The sequence below is a fragment of the Nitrospirillum amazonense genome, assembly GCF_007828035.1.
Classification (GTDB): Bacteria; Pseudomonadota; Alphaproteobacteria; order Azospirillales; family Azospirillaceae; genus Nitrospirillum; species Nitrospirillum amazonense.
Genome location: NZ_VITV01000003.1, coordinates 540557 through 555024 on the forward strand (window position 1 = coordinate 540557; position 14468 = coordinate 555024).

Genomic DNA, 14468 nt, shown 5'->3' on the forward strand with positions numbered 1-14468 from the left:
TTATGAAATATAACAGTGTTGGCCAAGCACGGTTCGTAGAAGACCGGCGGGGAGGATTAAAAGCATGGCTCCAGCACCACACCGCGTTCGCATCGCCGACGGGCCCGCCGCACGTTATGCCGGCCGACACCGTATCGGCCCCGCGCAGCCTTAAGCACCGCCTGTACCCAAGCACCAAACGTCGGCGCCCCGGGCAATCCGGAGGCCGCCCAATAAAATCCGAGGGAGGCATTACAAAATGGTAAAGGCTACTTTACAGGCCACTTCCGCGGCGATGGCGACGGCCATGGCTTTATGCCTGTCCGCATCGGCCCTGGCGCAATCGGCCCCTCAACCCGCAAGCGACACGCTGCAGGAGATCGTGGTGACGGCCGAACGGCGCACCGAGAACCTGCAGAACGTGGCCATCGCCGCCATGGCGATCAGTGGCGACAAGCTGGCCGACAAGGCCGTGACGCGCCTGTCGGACCTGCAGTTCGCCTCGCCCGCCCTGACGGTGACGGATGCCGGCTTGACCCAATCGGTCAACATCCGCGGCATCGGCCTGGCCAGCGGATCGCCCCAAGTGGCCAACGGCGTGGCCACCTATATCGACGGCCTGTTCCAGCCGCCCATCGTCACCACCAACAGCTTCTACGACATCGCCAATGTCGAGGTGCTGCGCGGCCCCCAGGGTACGCTGGTGGGGTCGAACTCCACCGGCGGCGCCATGTTCATCACCAGCAAAAGCCCCGAGCTGGATCGGGTGGAGGGCTATGGCGAGGTCGCCTACGGCAACTACGCCACTGTGGCGACGCAGGGCGCCATCAACATCCCCCTGACCGATACGCTGGCGATCCGCCTGGCGGCCAACCATCGCGAGCACGACAGCTATTATGACGACGTCGGCCCCTATCACAACCAGCCCGGCGGGCTGAACGAGACGGACGGGCGACTGGGCGTGCTGTGGCACCCCGGCGCCTTCCAGGCGTTGCTGAAGGTGGAGGCGGCGAACAAGAACACCGGGGGTTACGCCTACCGCCCCATCCCAGGCACCCAGTATGCCGATGACGCCGTGCCCGGCATCCGCAACCTGGACTACAACGCGCCCACGCAGAATTCCGAACGCGCCATCATCAACAGCCTGGAACTGCGCTATGAGTTCGAGGATGGCATCACCGTGCGGTCGTTGAGCGGCTTCCAGAACAAGCGCATCAACAACCTGTACGACAGCGACGCCACCACCGCCGCGACCCAGACCGAACAACAATATGTGCGCGAACGGGAATGGACGGAGGAGGTCAACATCCTCTCCCCCACCGACGGCGCCTTCAACTGGATCGTCGGCGGCTATTACCAGCGCAACAAGATCGATGTCGACATCCTGAACGAGAACGCGGGATTCCCCACCAACATCGGCACCAAGAACAACAAGCTGACCACCGGCGTCTTCGCCCAGGGCGGCTACAAGATCACGCCGGACCTGGAACTGCAGGTCGGTGCGCGGGAAAGCTGGTTCCATGTCACCGGCGACGGCGGCGTCTACATCGGCCGCGGGATTCCGGGCTTCCCCGGCAACGGCCTGAAGGTGGCCGACACAGCCGGCCGGCATGACGACAGCATGCCCACGGGCAAGGTGGCGCTGAACTGGAAACCCGACGCCGACACCCTGTTCTATGCCTTCGCCGCGCGCGGCTACAAACCGGGCGGCTTCAACTCCTCCACCTCCCAATTCGCCCCGGAAACGGTATGGGATTATGAGGTGGGCTGGAAGACCACGCTGCTGAACGGCCACCTGCGCACGCAGTTGGGTGCCTTCTATAACGACTACAAGGGCTTCCAGTTTGGCCGTATCGACCTGACCAATGGCCAGAACGGCGTGACCAACCTGTCGGACGCGACCATCAAAGGCATCGAGGGCCAGGTGCAGGCCAAATATGGCGGCTTTGGCGTGGATGCCGGCTTCGCCTATGTCGACAGCCAGCTGGGTTCCGTCACCGTGGTCAATTTGCGCCAGCTCCCCTCCGGCACCCTGGGGCCGCAATGCCCCGCTGGCACGGCCAGCAACCCGCCCACCTGTTTCGACTACACCAGCTATCTGCGCACGGGCGGCGGCGGGCCCAACCTGTTCTCGCCCAAATGGACCGGCAATGCCGGCGTCGACTACACCGTCGATCTGCCCGGCGGCATGACCCTGACGCCCCGTCTGAACATCGCCTATGTCGGGCCCAGCTATACCGACATCCTCTATTCCCGCGTGACCGATTACCTGGCCGGCCGCACCCTACTGTCCGCCCTGGTCACGCTGCGCGCCGGCGACTGGACGGTGGAGGCCTACGGCACCAATCTGACCGACCGGAAGTACGTCACCGGCCAGTCCGGCAACAACGAATTCTATGGCGCGCCGCGTGAATACGGCCTGCGCCTGCATGTCGAGTTCTGACCCGCCCAAGAGAGGGAAACATCCCATGCCATCCCGTTCCCGCGCAGCATTGGGCCTGGCCGCCAGCGCCAGCCTGCTGGCCCTAACCGCGACCGCGCACGCGGCGGAACCGGACCTGAAAGGTCGCTGCCTGGCGCTTGAAAAGACCATGGCCGGCCATTGGCCGGACGCCGACACCCGCATCGTCTCGTCCACGCCGCAGGCCGCCGGCCCCATCACCCTGCCACCCATGATGCCGGGCGCCCCAGGCACCCCGGTGCAGCTGCCGGAACATTGCGAAGTCTACGGCGTGATGCATGAGCGAACCGGCGTGGACGGCCAGGCCTACGCCATCCGCTTCCATGTCCGCCTGCCCACTACCTGGAACCAGGGCTTCTTCTTCCAGGGCGGCGGCGGCACCAACGGCGAGGTCGGCAACGCCATCGGCCCAACGGGGTCGGACACGCCACCGGCCCTGCTGCAGGGTTACGCCGTGGTCAGCCAGGACTCCGGCCATGACAACGCCCGCAATACTGATCCGACACACGGCGGCACCGCCGCCTTCGGCTTCGACCCGCAAGCGCGGGCCGACTACGGCAATGCCTCGCTGAAGCCGGTGGCCGACGCGGCCAAGGCCTTGGTCGCGGCCTTCTACGGCAGCACCCCCCACCGTTCCTACTTTGTCGGCTGTTCCAAGGGTGGGGAGGAAGGCATGGTCTTCGCCCAGCAACATCCGGAAGAGTTCGACGGCATCCTGGCCAGCGCCCCCGGCTTCGCCTTGCCCCGCGCCGCGCTGGCCCAGGCGTGGGACGTGCAGGCCTTTGCCGCGTTGGCCAAGGGACCGGACGGCCAACCGTCGTTCCCCCTGCTGTCCGCCGCCTTCAGCGACGCCGACCTGGGCCTTGTCCGCGACGCGGTGCTGGAAGCGTGCGACGCCGACGATGGCGCCAAGGACGGCATCGTCGGTACCTTCGCCCAGTGCACCGCCGCCAAGGTGGCGCCGGCGCTGAAGACCCGCACCTGCGCCGGCGCCAAGGTGGACGGCTGCCTCAGCCCCAACCAGGTCACCGCCATCACCCAGTCCTACGGAGGCCCCCGCACCAAGGCCGGCCAGGCGATCTACAGCGACTGGCCCTGGGATGCCGGTGTGGCCGCCCCCGGCTGGCGCATCTGGAAGCTGGGCTTGGCCGACAAGGTGCCCAGCCTGAACGTCGCCTTGGGCGGCGCCTCGCTGGCCTCGGTCTTCACCACACCGCCCACGCCCCTGCCGCCGGATCCGCAGGCGCTGCTGCGCTGGCAGATGGGCCTGGACATCGACCAGGTGGCGGCTCAGCTGACGGCGACCAGCGCCACGTTCCCCCGGTCAGCCTGGCAGGACGTGTCGGCACGCTCCCCCGACCTGTCCGGCCTCAAGGCGCGGGGCGCCAAGCTGATGGTGCCCCACGGCGCCTCCGACCCCGTGTTCTCCATCAACGACACCTTGGCCTGGTGGCGGGAGGTGGACAGCCGCCAGGGGGGCAAGGCCGCCGCCTTCGTCCGGGTCTTCCCCGTGCCGGGCATGAACCATTGCGCCGGTGGCCCCGCCACCACCCATTACGACGCCTTCGGCGCCCTGGTGCGCTGGGTGGAGCAAGGCCAGGCGCCGGACCGCATCCTGGCCAGCGCCGGGCCGGACACCCCCTGGCCCGGCCGTACCCGGCCCCTGTGCCCCTACCCCAAGGTGGCGCGCTATAAAGGCACGGGTGACCTCAACAGCGCCGACAGCTTCGACTGCGCGTTGTGAGGCCTTACGTCGCCTCCGAGGCCGCCTCCGGGCACACGGCCTCGGGGGCGGCGTCTTCCGGTCGACGTTGATGCCGGCCGACGCACAGGCCAACGCTGGCGACCAGGGCCAGGATGGCCAGGCCCTCCAGCAGGGTGGGCCACCGCGTGTCCCAAAGAAATCCGTACAGCAGGGCGAACAGCGTTTCGAACAGGATCATCTGCCCCACCAAGGTCAGGGGCAGCAAACGGCTGGCCCGGTTCCAAAGGGCGTTGCCGACCACGCTGGCGCCGATGGCCACGCCGGCGCTGACGCCCCAGAACAGCGCCCAATCGCCAACGGCATGCGGTCCAGCGGCATTCGGCGTGGTGTGCCAGAGGAAGGCGGGCAGGGCCAGCAGCAGGGCCAGGGCACCGGTGGCGACACCGGTCAGCAGCGACCAGTCGTGCGCCGACACGGCGGGCAGGCGGGCCAGCCAGCGGCTGTTCAGCACGGCGTAGAGGGTCCAGCAGGCCAGCGCCCCGCCGGCACACGCCAGGCCCAGAAATCGTTCCGCTACCGAAATTTCGCCGACACCTGGACGCCCCATCAGGTCGGCGCCGATGAGCGATACACCGGCCACCCCCAGGGACAAGGGCAGGATCAATGCCCGCAGGGGAACCGCCCCTTGCTCCCGGCTGCCCACCAGGGTGACGGCCATGGGCAGCAGGCCAATGACCAGGGAGGTGGCGGCGACGCCGGCCAAGTGCACGGCGCTGGCCAGGAAAATGTAATAGACGATGTTGCCCAGCAGGCTGAGGCGCAGCAGCGCCAGCCATTCCCCATGCCCCACCTGGGCCTTGAGCAGCCGCCAGCGCGGCAGGATCAGCACCCCCGAGACCAAGCCGTACAGCAGATAGCGCGATGCCGCCAGCTGCAGCGGGGAAAAGGCTTGAAGCACGCGGGGGCCCAGGAACACCACGCCCCAGAACGCCCCCGCCATCACGCCACAGCCGATCCCGGCCAATATGGTCCTGTCCGTCCTCATGCCCCTTCCCCTTTCATCGCCCTGAAAATGGCGAGAGGGCGGCCGCTGCGATAGACGGATCCTCCAATTGTTTGGACCGAGGCTATCACCCCCGCCCATGCTGGCGGCGATAGGCGGCGGGGGTCAGGCCCACGGCGCGGCGCAGCGCGCGGGTCAGCGCGCTCTGGTCGGCATAGCCGGACTGATAGGCGATCTGGGCGATGGACAGGGTGGTGCCGGCCAGCTGGTCCATGACACGGGCCAGGCGCAACGACGCCACGTAGGCCTGGGGCGTCTGGTCCAATTCCTCCCGGAACAGGGCGTGCAGCCGGCTGGCGCTTAGGCCCGCCGTACGCGCCATGATCTCCACCGTCCAGGGCCGCTCGGGCGCCGCCTCCACACGGGCGAGTAGCGCATGCAGGCGTGAGACGGGGCGGGCCGGTTCCGCCATCAGCGTATCCAGCAGCAGGGGCGTCCAGTGCCGGGCGAGGCCGTCCAGGTGCATGCCGCCGCCATCGGCATTGCCGGCCGTCAGGGTAATGAAATCCAGTAGGCGACGCACGGCCGGCGTCATGGGCAGGAAAGTACGGCGGCCCAACCGTTCCAGCACGCGCCCGTCCGGCGCACCGGCTCCCTCACCGCCGGCGCAGTCCACGATCAGGAAGCGATTATCGCCCTCGGCCCGCTGGCAATGCACTTCCCCCGGCAGGACGAAGGCGGCGACGGCGGCATCCACCCGTCCCCCACGTCCGCCCACCTCCATCTCCAGGGTTCCCTGGCAAGGCAGCACGATCTGGGCATGGTCATGGGTGTGGCAAAACCCAACCGAACGATACCGGCGGAAGCTGAGGTGGCTGTCGGCGGAAGAGGCGGTCATGGGTTGCGGGCGCAGATGCGGCCAACGGGGGTTGAGAGGTCAACCCATCGTGTCACGGTTGGCGGCCCCGGGAAAGCACCACCAAGGGTGAAGCCCCCATACCAGTCGCGCCGATCGGGGGCTCCTCGGCGGGGAGATCCAGGAGAGAGAAGAAAAGGAGGCTAAAGTGACGGCGACCACGAACATTAGTCCGGCAACCATCTGTTAACCAATAATCACCCACGAAATCCCTCAGATCTTGGCGCATCGGCGGATATTAAAAATAAATTTAGACTCATAAAAGCGTATTTAATTTCTTAAAAAGCCATCACGCCCTCTAATCAAATGATCAGCGATACTGATGGAATCGGCATTGAAAAAGGCCGGCCTGACGGACGCTAGAGAAACGAGGCCAGATTCTCAAGCTTCAGTCTTTGGGAAATGTATTCCGTCGGCCCGAAATCGGCCACCGGAGGCGGCATTTCCATGCCGCGAACAAGAAAAACCATCAAATGTGGGAGGGTCTCTCGTGACCTTGACGATGAATCATGCCTTGGCACCGGCATGCCGGGCGGCCCGCGGGCGCATGGCGCCCGTGACCGGGGGTCTCTGGGCCATGACCGCCGTGTGCGCCCTGCTGGCCTTGGCGCCGGCCACGGCCCGCGCCAGCGACGCCGATGAACTGCGCAAGCTGCGCCAGCAGATGCAGGAGGCCCAGGCCCAGATGGCGGCCCAGGCCAAGGCCATGCAGGCGATGCAAGATCGGCTGAACACGCTGGAGGCGCAGCAGACCCAGACGGCGGGCCAGACGGCCGCCAGCACCCAGACGGCGGCACAGGCGGCGCAACAGGCCCAGGCCGCCCAGTCCGCGGCGCAAGCGGCGCAGAAGGTGGCGGACGCGGCCGCCCATCCTCAGTTGCCCAAGGACGGCAGCCTGACCTTCTACGGCATCACCCTCTACGGCACCGTCGACATGGGCTTCTCCTACCAGTCGCACGGCGCGGCGCTCAGCCCCTATTACCCGCCAGGGCTGGACTTCCTGGTCAGCAAGAACGGCAACAAGGGCATCGCCTCATTAGCCGGCAACGGCCTCAGCCAGTCCAAGGTCGGCCTGCGCGGGTCGGAGGAGTTCGCCGACGGCTGGTCGGCCCTGTTCAAGGTGGAGACAGGCTTCAACCCGCAGTCCGGCCAGCTGGCCGACGGTCCGCATTCCATGGCGGCCAATAACGGCGTGGCCCTGACCAAGCAGACCGCCAACGGCGATTCCAGCCATGCCGGCCAGGCGTTCAACCGCGCCGCCTATGTCGGCGTCAGTTCCAAGGACTGGGGCACCGTCACCTTCGGCCGCCAGAACACCATCCTGGCCGACAACATCATCACCTACGACCCGCAGCAAAGCTCCTACGCCTTCTCCGTCATCGGCTTCTCGGGCCTGACGGGCGGCGGCGGCAGCACGGAGGACTTCCGTCTCGATAATTCCGTCAAGTACATGAACAAGTTCGGGCCGCTGCACCTGGGCGCCATGTACCAATTCGGTGAGGATAACGGCGGCATGCACGGCAACGCCCTGCAGTTGAACGCCGGTGCCGAGGTCAGCGGGCTGTCCGTGGACGCCACGTATGCGCAGAAGCAGGACATGGTGTCGGCGGGCAGTCTGACCGCGGCCCAGGTGACCCAAGCCACCGCGCTGGGATACAGCCCCAGCAACTCACTGGCGGCCACCATTTCCGACAACACGTCCTACGCGCTGATGGGGTCCTATGTCCTGGACCCGCAGTGGAAGCTTTATGCCGGTTACGAGCACATCGACTTCGCCAATCCTTCCGTCCCCCTGCGCGCCGGTTCGATCGACATCGGCGGCTATACCCTGGCCTTCGTGAACAATAGCGCCTTCGTCCACGACAAGATCATCCAGGTCACCTGGGCCGGCGCCCGCTATGCCGTCACGCCCAAGGTGGATTTGTCGGCGGGCTTCTACCACTACGACCAGAACAGCTTCGGGGCCAAGAGCTGCTCCGACGCCAGCACCGCCACCTGCTCCGGCACGCTGAACGCCTATTCCCTGGTGGCCGACTACCGCTTCGCCCGCCGCTTCGACGCCTATCTGGGCGTCATGTACTCCGAGGTCGCGGGCGGCTTGGCGGCGGGTTACCTGCATACCGACAACATCTCTCCCACCACGGGTGTCCGGTTCAACTTCTAGAACTTGCCCCATAGCGAAGCGGGCGGCGGCCGCCGCCGCCCGCACGCCGCATCATCAGTACCGATCCTCATCGATGCGCTTGTCCATGATGGCGTGCTCCACCGCGTGCCGCGCCTCTTCCAGGTGATGGAAGGCGGCGTTGCGCCAACCCGCGGCGCGGGGATTGTCTTCCTCGGACCGCAGGTCGCGCTCGGCGGTGGCGATCAGGTCCAGCGCCTTGGTGAGACGGCCCCGATGGTTGATGTTGGCGTCGATGGGCGGGTTCCAGTTAGGGTCCTTGCCATCGTCATAGCTGGCGTGGCGGATTTCGCCGATGGCGCCGTTCACATGGTCGATGGCGGCGAACTGGTCACGCACCACGTTGTATTCCGCCGGGCGATCCAGCAGGGCGCGGGCCATGCGCAGATCAGACAGGGCGTGCAGATAGGCGGGGTGGGCCGGCTGGGCGTGCGCCGGACCGGGCGCGGTGGCGCAGGCCGACGCGGCCATCAGAACCAGGGCGGCGCCCAAGACTTTGATATGCTTCATGATGGTTTGCTCCTTCCTTCCAGGCGGCGGTTACCCCCAACCGGGCCCGTCCGTCCTTTCGTCCGCCCACGGTCGCGGCGGATTGGAGCCGAAATGGGGCGCGGCGGCGGCGTGTCCACGGCACGCCCCGCGCCAAAACCGCGCACCCGAAAGATGCATGACCCGTGGGCCAATACGCCGAAGATCATGTTAATTATTTGAAATATATAGATAGTTGACGAATGCTCAGGCCCTGCCTGTCGGTGCGGCCAGGCCTTCGGGCCGCGACGGGTCGTCTTTTTCCCGCCGTATCACCCAGCGAGAACCGGTCCACGACCTGATCAACGCGAGGTGCCCGGCACCATGGAAAGCACTGTAATATTGGGCAGCCTGTCCGGAATAATGAGCGCCTACAACCTGTCCCAAGGCCAACTGGGCTGGTCCATGCTGCTGGCCCTGAAGCAGACCCTGGACAGGCACCTGGCCCAGGATGAAGCCGAGGACGGAACACCCGCCGACGGCGGGCTGCCCGGCACGCCCTCTTGACCCCCTTCAGGCGGTCAGGCGACCGCCGGCGCTGGCCTTTTCCCACAACAGGGGGGCCGGCTTCCAGAACTGGCCCTGATAGCCCTCCAGGAAGCCTTCCATCAAGCGCAGCACGTTTTCCAGCCCCAGGCTGTCGGCGTGGAACATCGGCCCACCCTTGTGAGCGGGAAAGCCGTAGCCGTTGAGATAAACGACGTCGATGTCCGATGCGCGCTGGGCGATGCCCTCGCCCAGCAGGGCCGCCCCTTCGTTGGCCAACGCCAGCAGGCAGCGGGCCACGATCTCCTCATCCCCGATGACGCGGGGGCTGAGGCCGAATTCCTGGGCGATCTCCTTGGCGTGGGCTTGGGCCAGGGCATCGACCTCCGGATCCGTTTCCCGCGCCCGGGTGGCTGGGTCGTACTGGTAATAGCCCTTGCCGGTCTTCTGTCCGAACCGGCCCAGCGCGCAAATCTTGTCGGGGAAGGTGGAGTAGGGGCGTTCATCGCCCAACGCCTTGCGGCCGGCGCGGATGGCGCGGCCAATGTCGTTGCCCGCCAGGTCCATCATGGCGAAAGGCCCCATGGCCATGCCCCAGCGTTCCAGGGCGCCGTCCACCTGCCAGGGCAGCACGCCTTCATCCACCAGGAAATAGGCCTGGCGCAGGTATTCCTCGACCATGCGGTTGCCGATGAAGCCGTTGCAGACGCCGGCGACGACACCGACCTTGCCCAGCTTGCGCGACAGCGCCATGGCCGTGGCCAGCACCTCGGGCGCGGTCTCGGCCCCCCGCACCACCTCTAGCAGGCGCATCACCGGCGCCGGGCTGAAGAAGTGCAGGCCCACCACGCTTTGCGGACGGCTGGTGATGGCGGCGATGGCGTCCAGATCCAGGGTGGAGGTGTTGCTGGCCAGGATGGCGTCCGGCCCGCAGACCTTGTCCAGGGTGCGGAAGATATCCTGCTTCACGCCCATATCCTCGAACGCGGCCTCGATCACCAAATCGACAGCGGCGCAGGCCGCCAGATCAGTGGCGGTGTGCAGGCGGCCGAGGCGGCGGTCCCGCTCGGCCCCATCCATGCGGCCCTTGGCCACGGCGGCGTCATAGCCCTTGGTGATGCCGGCGACACCCTTCTGCACCCCGGCCTCATCCCGGTCCAGCAGGATGACCTCCAGCCCGGCGTTGACGGCCACGGTGGCGATGCCGGCCCCCATGGTGCCGGCGCCGATGACCGCCACGCGTTCGATGGCCCGGGGCTGCACGTCGGGGCTCAGCCCCTCGATCCGGGCGGCGCGGCGCTCGGCGAAGAAGGCGTATTGCAGCGCCTTAGATTCCGGCGTCACCACCAGCTCGCGGAACAGGTTGAATTCCCGCTGCAGTCCCTGGCTGAAGGGCAGCTCCACCGCCGCCCGCACCGCCTCGATGCAGGCCAGCGGCGCCGGCAGCGGTCGCTTCAGCCCATCGATCTGACGCTGGAACCAGTCGGCACCGGCATCGGCCGGCATCTCCGCCCGCTGCAGGGACAGGCGCGGCTTGGCGCCGTCGCGGGCCGCTTGCCTGGCCACGGCCACCGCGTCCTCAATCAGATCACCGGTCGAAAGGGTGGCCAGGCCCAGCTTGGCCGCCGTGGCGGCGTTCACCGGTGCGCCGGACAGGATCATGTCCAAGGCCGCCTTGACACCGATGGCGCGGGGCAAGCGCTGGGTGCCGCCGGCACCGGGCAGGATACCCAGCTTCACCTCCGGCAGGCCCAGGGTGGCATTGGCGGCGACCACGCGGTGGTGACAGCCCAGCGCCACCTCCAGCCCGCCGCCCAGGCAGGTGCCGGCGATGGCGGCCACCACCGGCTTGGCCGCCTGGTCCAGATCGATGATCACATCGGGCAGCGTGGGCACGGCCGTGGCCCCACCCCGGGTGCCGGCGGCGAACTCCTCGATGTCCGCCCCGGCCGAGAAGTGGCGCGTGCCGCCGGTCAGCACCACGGCCTCGACCCCCGGCTTGGTCATGACCATCGCCAGGGCGGCGCGCAGGTCGCGGCGCAGCGCCAGGTCGAAGCTGTTGACCGGCGGGCGGTCCAGAGTCAGGACGGCGACGCCGTCGCGGATATCGATGTGCACCGGCATGGGGCGGCTTCCTTCCTGGTGAGGGTTGGGCTCAAACGGCTTCGATGACGGCGGCGATACCCTGCCCGCCACCAATGCACATGGTGACCAGCGCACGCCTGCCGCTCACCCGACGCAGCTCATAGACCGCCTTCACCAGGTTGATGGCGCCGGTGGCGCCCACCGGGTGGCCCAGGGAAATGCCGCTGCCATTAGGGTTCACCCGATCGGGGTCGAAGTCCAGCTCACGCGCCACGGCGCAGGCTTGCGCCGCGAAGGCCTCATTGGATTCGATGACGGTCAGGTCCTGCACCGTCAGGCCGGTGCGGGCCAGCAGCTTGCGCGTCGCCGGGATGGGTCCGATGCCCATGTAGGCCGGGTCCACCCCGGCGTGGGCATAGCCCACCAGGCGGGCCAGCGGCGTCAGGCCCAGGCGCTTCACCGCCTCGCCCGAGGCCAGCACCACGGCGGCAGCGCCATCGTTGATGCCCGAGGCGTTGCCGGCGGTGACGGTGCCGTCTTTCTGAAACACGGTACGCAGCTTGGCCAAATCCCCCGGCGCCAGGTCCGGGCGCACATGCTCGTCCGTGGCGAACTGCACCGTTTGGCGCTTCACCGTCACCTCCACCGGCAGGATCTGCTCGGTGAAGCGGCCCTCGGCCTGGGCGCGGGCGGCACGGCGGTGGCTTTCCAGGGCCAGCGCGTCCTGGTCATCGCGGCTGATGCCATAGCGCTGCGCGACCCTCTCCGCCGTCACCCCCATCAGGTTGCGGTCGAAGGGGTCGGACAGGGCGCCGTTGAGATAGTCTACCACGCGGGCATCGCCCATCTTGCTGCCCCAGCGGGCATCGGGCAGCAGATAGGGCGCGCGGCTCATGTTCTCCGCCCCGCCGGCCACCGCCACGTCGCAGTCGCCGAGCAGGATGCTTTGGGCCGCCGACACCACCGCCTGCAGGCCGGAACCGCACAGGCGGTTGACGGTCAGGGCCGGGACCTCCACCGGCAGCCCGGCGCCGATGCCGGCCACGCGGGCGAGATAGGCGTCGCGCGGCTCCGTCGGGATGACCTGGCCGAAGACGACATGGCCCACGGCGTCGTTGGCCACGCCGGCGCGGTCCAGCGCGGCACGGGTCACCTTGGTCGCCAGTTCGCCGGGGGCGATGTCCTTCAGCGCGCCACCGAAATCGCCGATGGCCGTGCGGACGCCGGAAACGATGAACACCTCGGTCATGGTGCTTTTTCCTATCTGGGGCCAGCGTCAGAAGCCGGCGGGATCGAAGGTCTGGGTCAGGTCGCTGCGCCGGCCGACGATGCCCAGCCAGACATCGACGCGCGGCACCTCAGTCTCAAAGAAGAAGCGGCAGGCGGCCAGCTTGCCGGCACGGAAGGCCGTCTCGTCCGGGTCATCGGTGGCGGCCAGGCTGCCCGCCACCACCGCCTGGTCCAGCCACTGCCAGGCCACCACGGCATGGCCGAAGGCCGACAGGAAGGAGGTCGCCTGGGCCAGGCTGGCGACATCGTCGCCGGCAGCCTTCAGGTGGCCCACCAGGGCGCCGATGCGGGCCCAGGTAACGTCCAGCACATGGGCGAAGTCGGCCAAGGCCGGCAGATGGCGCGCCCGCTCCACCGTCGCGGTCACCCGGTGCCGCAGCGTGGCCAGGGAGGCACCGTCATCCTTCAGGGTCTTGCGCCCCATCAAGTCCAGGCCCTGCACGCCCGTGGTGCCCTCATGGATGGGGTTCAGGCGGTTGTCGCGGTACAGCTGCTCCACATCGAAATCGCGGGTGTAGCCGTAACCGCCATGCACCTGGATGGCCAGGTCGTTGGCGGCCAAGCCCCATTCCGAGGGCCAGGTCTTGGCGATGGGGGTCAGCAGGCTCAGAAGGCCGGCCGCCTCATCCCGTCCCTCGGCCGGCCCGTGCAGTTCCTCATCCACCAGCCGGGCGCAATACAGCACCAGGGCCAGCGCGCCCTCGGCGTAGGCCTTCTGCGCCAGCAGCAGGCGGCGCACGTCGGGGTGGTCGATGATCGCGATGGGCGCGCCCCCTCTGCCGCCAATCGGCCGCCCTTGGCGGCGGTCGCGGGCGTAATCCACCGCCAGGCGGTAGCCGCGGTAGCCCAGCATGGCGGCCCCGAGGCCAACGGAAATGCGGGCGCTGTTCATCATCTGGAACATGATGGGCAGGCCCTGCCCTACCCCGCCCACGCGGTAGCCCACGGCCCCGGCGATGCCGCCCGGCCGGTGGTGCGCGCCCTCACCGAAGTTCAGCAGGCAATTGGCGGTGCCGCGATAGCCCATCTTGTGGTTCAGGCCCGCCACCACCACGTCGTTGCGCTGGCCGGCGTAGTCCGAGCCCGAGACCAGAACCTTGGGCACGACGAACAGGCTGATGCCCTGGGTGCCGGGGATCAGCTTGCCGTCCGGACCCGGCACCTTGGCCAGCACCAGGTGGATGATGTTCTCGCTGGCGTCCTGGTCGCCGCCGGAGATCCACATCTTGTTGCCGAACAGGCGATAGCGGGCACCCAGCCCGTCATCGCCATCGGGCACCGCGCGGGTGGCGATGTCGGCCAGCGAGGACCCGGCCTGGGGCTCTGACAGGCACATGGTGCCGAAGTAGCGGCCCTCGATCTCCGGCAGGGCGCAGGCTTTGACCAACGCCTCGTTGGCGTAGCGCACCAGCAGCTTGGCGTTGCCGGTGGTCAGCATGGGATAGGCCGACGTCGCCACATTCGCGGCCATGAAGTGCGCCATGGCGGCGCTGTAGGCCAGTTGCGGCAGTTGCAAACCGCCGACCTCGGCATCGAAGGGGGCGGCGAACATGCCGACCTCCGCGAAGGCGGCCAGCGCCTGATGGATGGCGGGCAGGATGCGCACCTGCCCCTCCACCAGGTGCGGCTCCTGGCTGTCGGCTGCCTTGTAATGGGTCAGGAAGGTGTCCGCCGCCACCCGTCCGGCGATATCCAGCATGGCGTCCACGGTTTCCACGCTGTGATCCTGGAAATGTGGGTAGGCCAGCAGGCCCTTCAGGTCCAGCCAGTCATGCAGCAGGAAGCCGAGGTCGCGGGCGCGCACCGGGGGCGTGGTCATGGGTGGCTCCTTCC

10 protein-coding genes are annotated in these 14468 nt (G+C 67.8%); 4 read left to right on the forward strand and 6 right to left on the reverse strand.

The window, feature by feature from the left end; genetic code table 11:
* Positions 1-286 precede the first annotated feature (286 nt).
* Positions 287-2422, forward strand: a complete 2136-nt coding sequence (locus FBZ87_RS10310) for a TonB-dependent receptor (RefSeq protein WP_186454687.1) — start codon at positions 287-289, stop codon at positions 2420-2422.
* Positions 2423-2447: 25 nt separating this feature from the next.
* Positions 2448-4184, forward strand: coding sequence for a tannase/feruloyl esterase family alpha/beta hydrolase (locus FBZ87_RS10315; RefSeq protein WP_145610227.1), 1737 nt, complete (start codon positions 2448-2450; stop codon positions 4182-4184).
* A 4-nt stretch (positions 4185-4188) separates the two neighbouring features.
* Here the strand turns inward: FBZ87_RS10315 and FBZ87_RS10320 are convergent, their stop codons facing one another.
* Positions 4189-5190, reverse strand: coding sequence for a DMT family transporter (locus tag FBZ87_RS10320; protein WP_145610228.1), 1002 nt, complete (start codon positions 5188-5190; stop codon positions 4189-4191).
* A gap of 85 nt (positions 5191-5275) precedes the next feature.
* A complete protein-coding gene (locus FBZ87_RS10325) occupies positions 5276-6046 on the reverse strand; it encodes an AraC family transcriptional regulator (protein WP_145610229.1) in 771 nt (256 codons plus the stop codon).
* Between the two features lie 595 nt (positions 6047-6641).
* Here FBZ87_RS10325 and FBZ87_RS10330 point away from each other — a divergent pair.
* The gene (locus tag FBZ87_RS10330; RefSeq protein ID WP_246134334.1) at positions 6642-8228 is read left to right on the forward strand and encodes a porin; all 1587 of its coding nucleotides are present in this window, start codon (positions 6642-6644) and stop codon (positions 8226-8228) included.
* Between the two features lie 54 nt (positions 8229-8282).
* On the opposite strand, the gene FBZ87_RS10335 is transcribed toward FBZ87_RS10330, so the two are convergent.
* Positions 8283-8756, reverse strand: coding sequence for a hypothetical protein (locus tag FBZ87_RS10335; protein ID WP_145610231.1), 474 nt, complete (start codon positions 8754-8756; stop codon positions 8283-8285).
* 342 nt (positions 8757-9098) lie between these two features.
* Between FBZ87_RS10335 and FBZ87_RS10340 the strand changes: the two genes are divergently transcribed.
* On the forward strand, positions 9099-9281 hold the full coding sequence (locus FBZ87_RS10340; RefSeq protein ID WP_145610232.1) for a hypothetical protein: 183 nt from the start codon (positions 9099-9101) through the stop codon (positions 9279-9281).
* 6 nt (positions 9282-9287) lie between these two features.
* On the opposite strand, the gene FBZ87_RS10345 is transcribed toward FBZ87_RS10340, so the two are convergent.
* The 3 genes from FBZ87_RS10345 to FBZ87_RS10355 are packed head-to-tail and all read right to left on the reverse strand — an operon-like array spanning position 9288 to position 14454.
* Complete coding sequence (locus tag FBZ87_RS10345) at positions 9288-11384, reverse strand: 3-hydroxyacyl-CoA dehydrogenase NAD-binding domain-containing protein (RefSeq protein ID WP_145610233.1); 2097 nt, start codon at positions 11382-11384, stop codon at positions 9288-9290.
* A gap of 31 nt (positions 11385-11415) precedes the next feature.
* Positions 11416-12594: an acetyl-CoA C-acyltransferase family protein gene (locus tag FBZ87_RS10350; protein WP_145610234.1), complete on the reverse strand. Its 1179-nt coding sequence runs from the start codon at positions 12592-12594 to the stop codon at positions 11416-11418.
* A 27-nt stretch (positions 12595-12621) separates the two neighbouring features.
* Entirely contained in the window at positions 12622-14454 is a 1833-nt protein-coding gene (locus FBZ87_RS10355) for an acyl-CoA dehydrogenase (protein ID WP_145610235.1), read from the reverse strand.
* Positions 14455-14468 lie beyond the last annotated feature (14 nt).

Excerpts from the sequence above, each read along its gene's own strand:
- FBZ87_RS10335 (WP_145610231.1), bottom strand. The coding sequence starts at position 8,756 with ATGAAGCATATCAAAGTCTTGGGCGCCGCCCTGGTTCTGATGGCCGCG.
- FBZ87_RS10350 (WP_145610234.1), bottom strand. The coding sequence starts at position 12,594 with ATGACCGAGGTGTTCATCGTTTCCGGCGTCCGCACGGCCATCGGCGAT.
- FBZ87_RS10315 (WP_145610227.1), top strand. The coding sequence starts at position 2,448 with ATGCCATCCCGTTCCCGCGCAGCATTGGGCCTGGCCGCCAGCGCCAGC.
- FBZ87_RS10320 (WP_145610228.1), bottom strand. The coding sequence starts at position 5,190 with ATGAGGACGGACAGGACCATATTGGCCGGGATCGGCTGTGGCGTGATG.
- FBZ87_RS10345 (WP_145610233.1), bottom strand. The coding sequence starts at position 11,384 with ATGCCGGTGCACATCGATATCCGCGACGGCGTCGCCGTCCTGACTCTG.
- FBZ87_RS10340 (WP_145610232.1), top strand. The coding sequence starts at position 9,099 with ATGGAAAGCACTGTAATATTGGGCAGCCTGTCCGGAATAATGAGCGCC.
- FBZ87_RS10330 (WP_246134334.1), top strand. The coding sequence starts at position 6,642 with ATGACCGCCGTGTGCGCCCTGCTGGCCTTGGCGCCGGCCACGGCCCGC.
- FBZ87_RS10325 (WP_145610229.1), bottom strand. The coding sequence starts at position 6,046 with ATGACCGCCTCTTCCGCCGACAGCCACCTCAGCTTCCGCCGGTATCGT.
- FBZ87_RS10355 (WP_145610235.1), bottom strand. The coding sequence starts at position 14,454 with ATGACCACGCCCCCGGTGCGCGCCCGCGACCTCGGCTTCCTGCTGCAT.
- FBZ87_RS10310 (WP_186454687.1), top strand. The coding sequence starts at position 287 with ATGGCTTTATGCCTGTCCGCATCGGCCCTGGCGCAATCGGCCCCTCAA.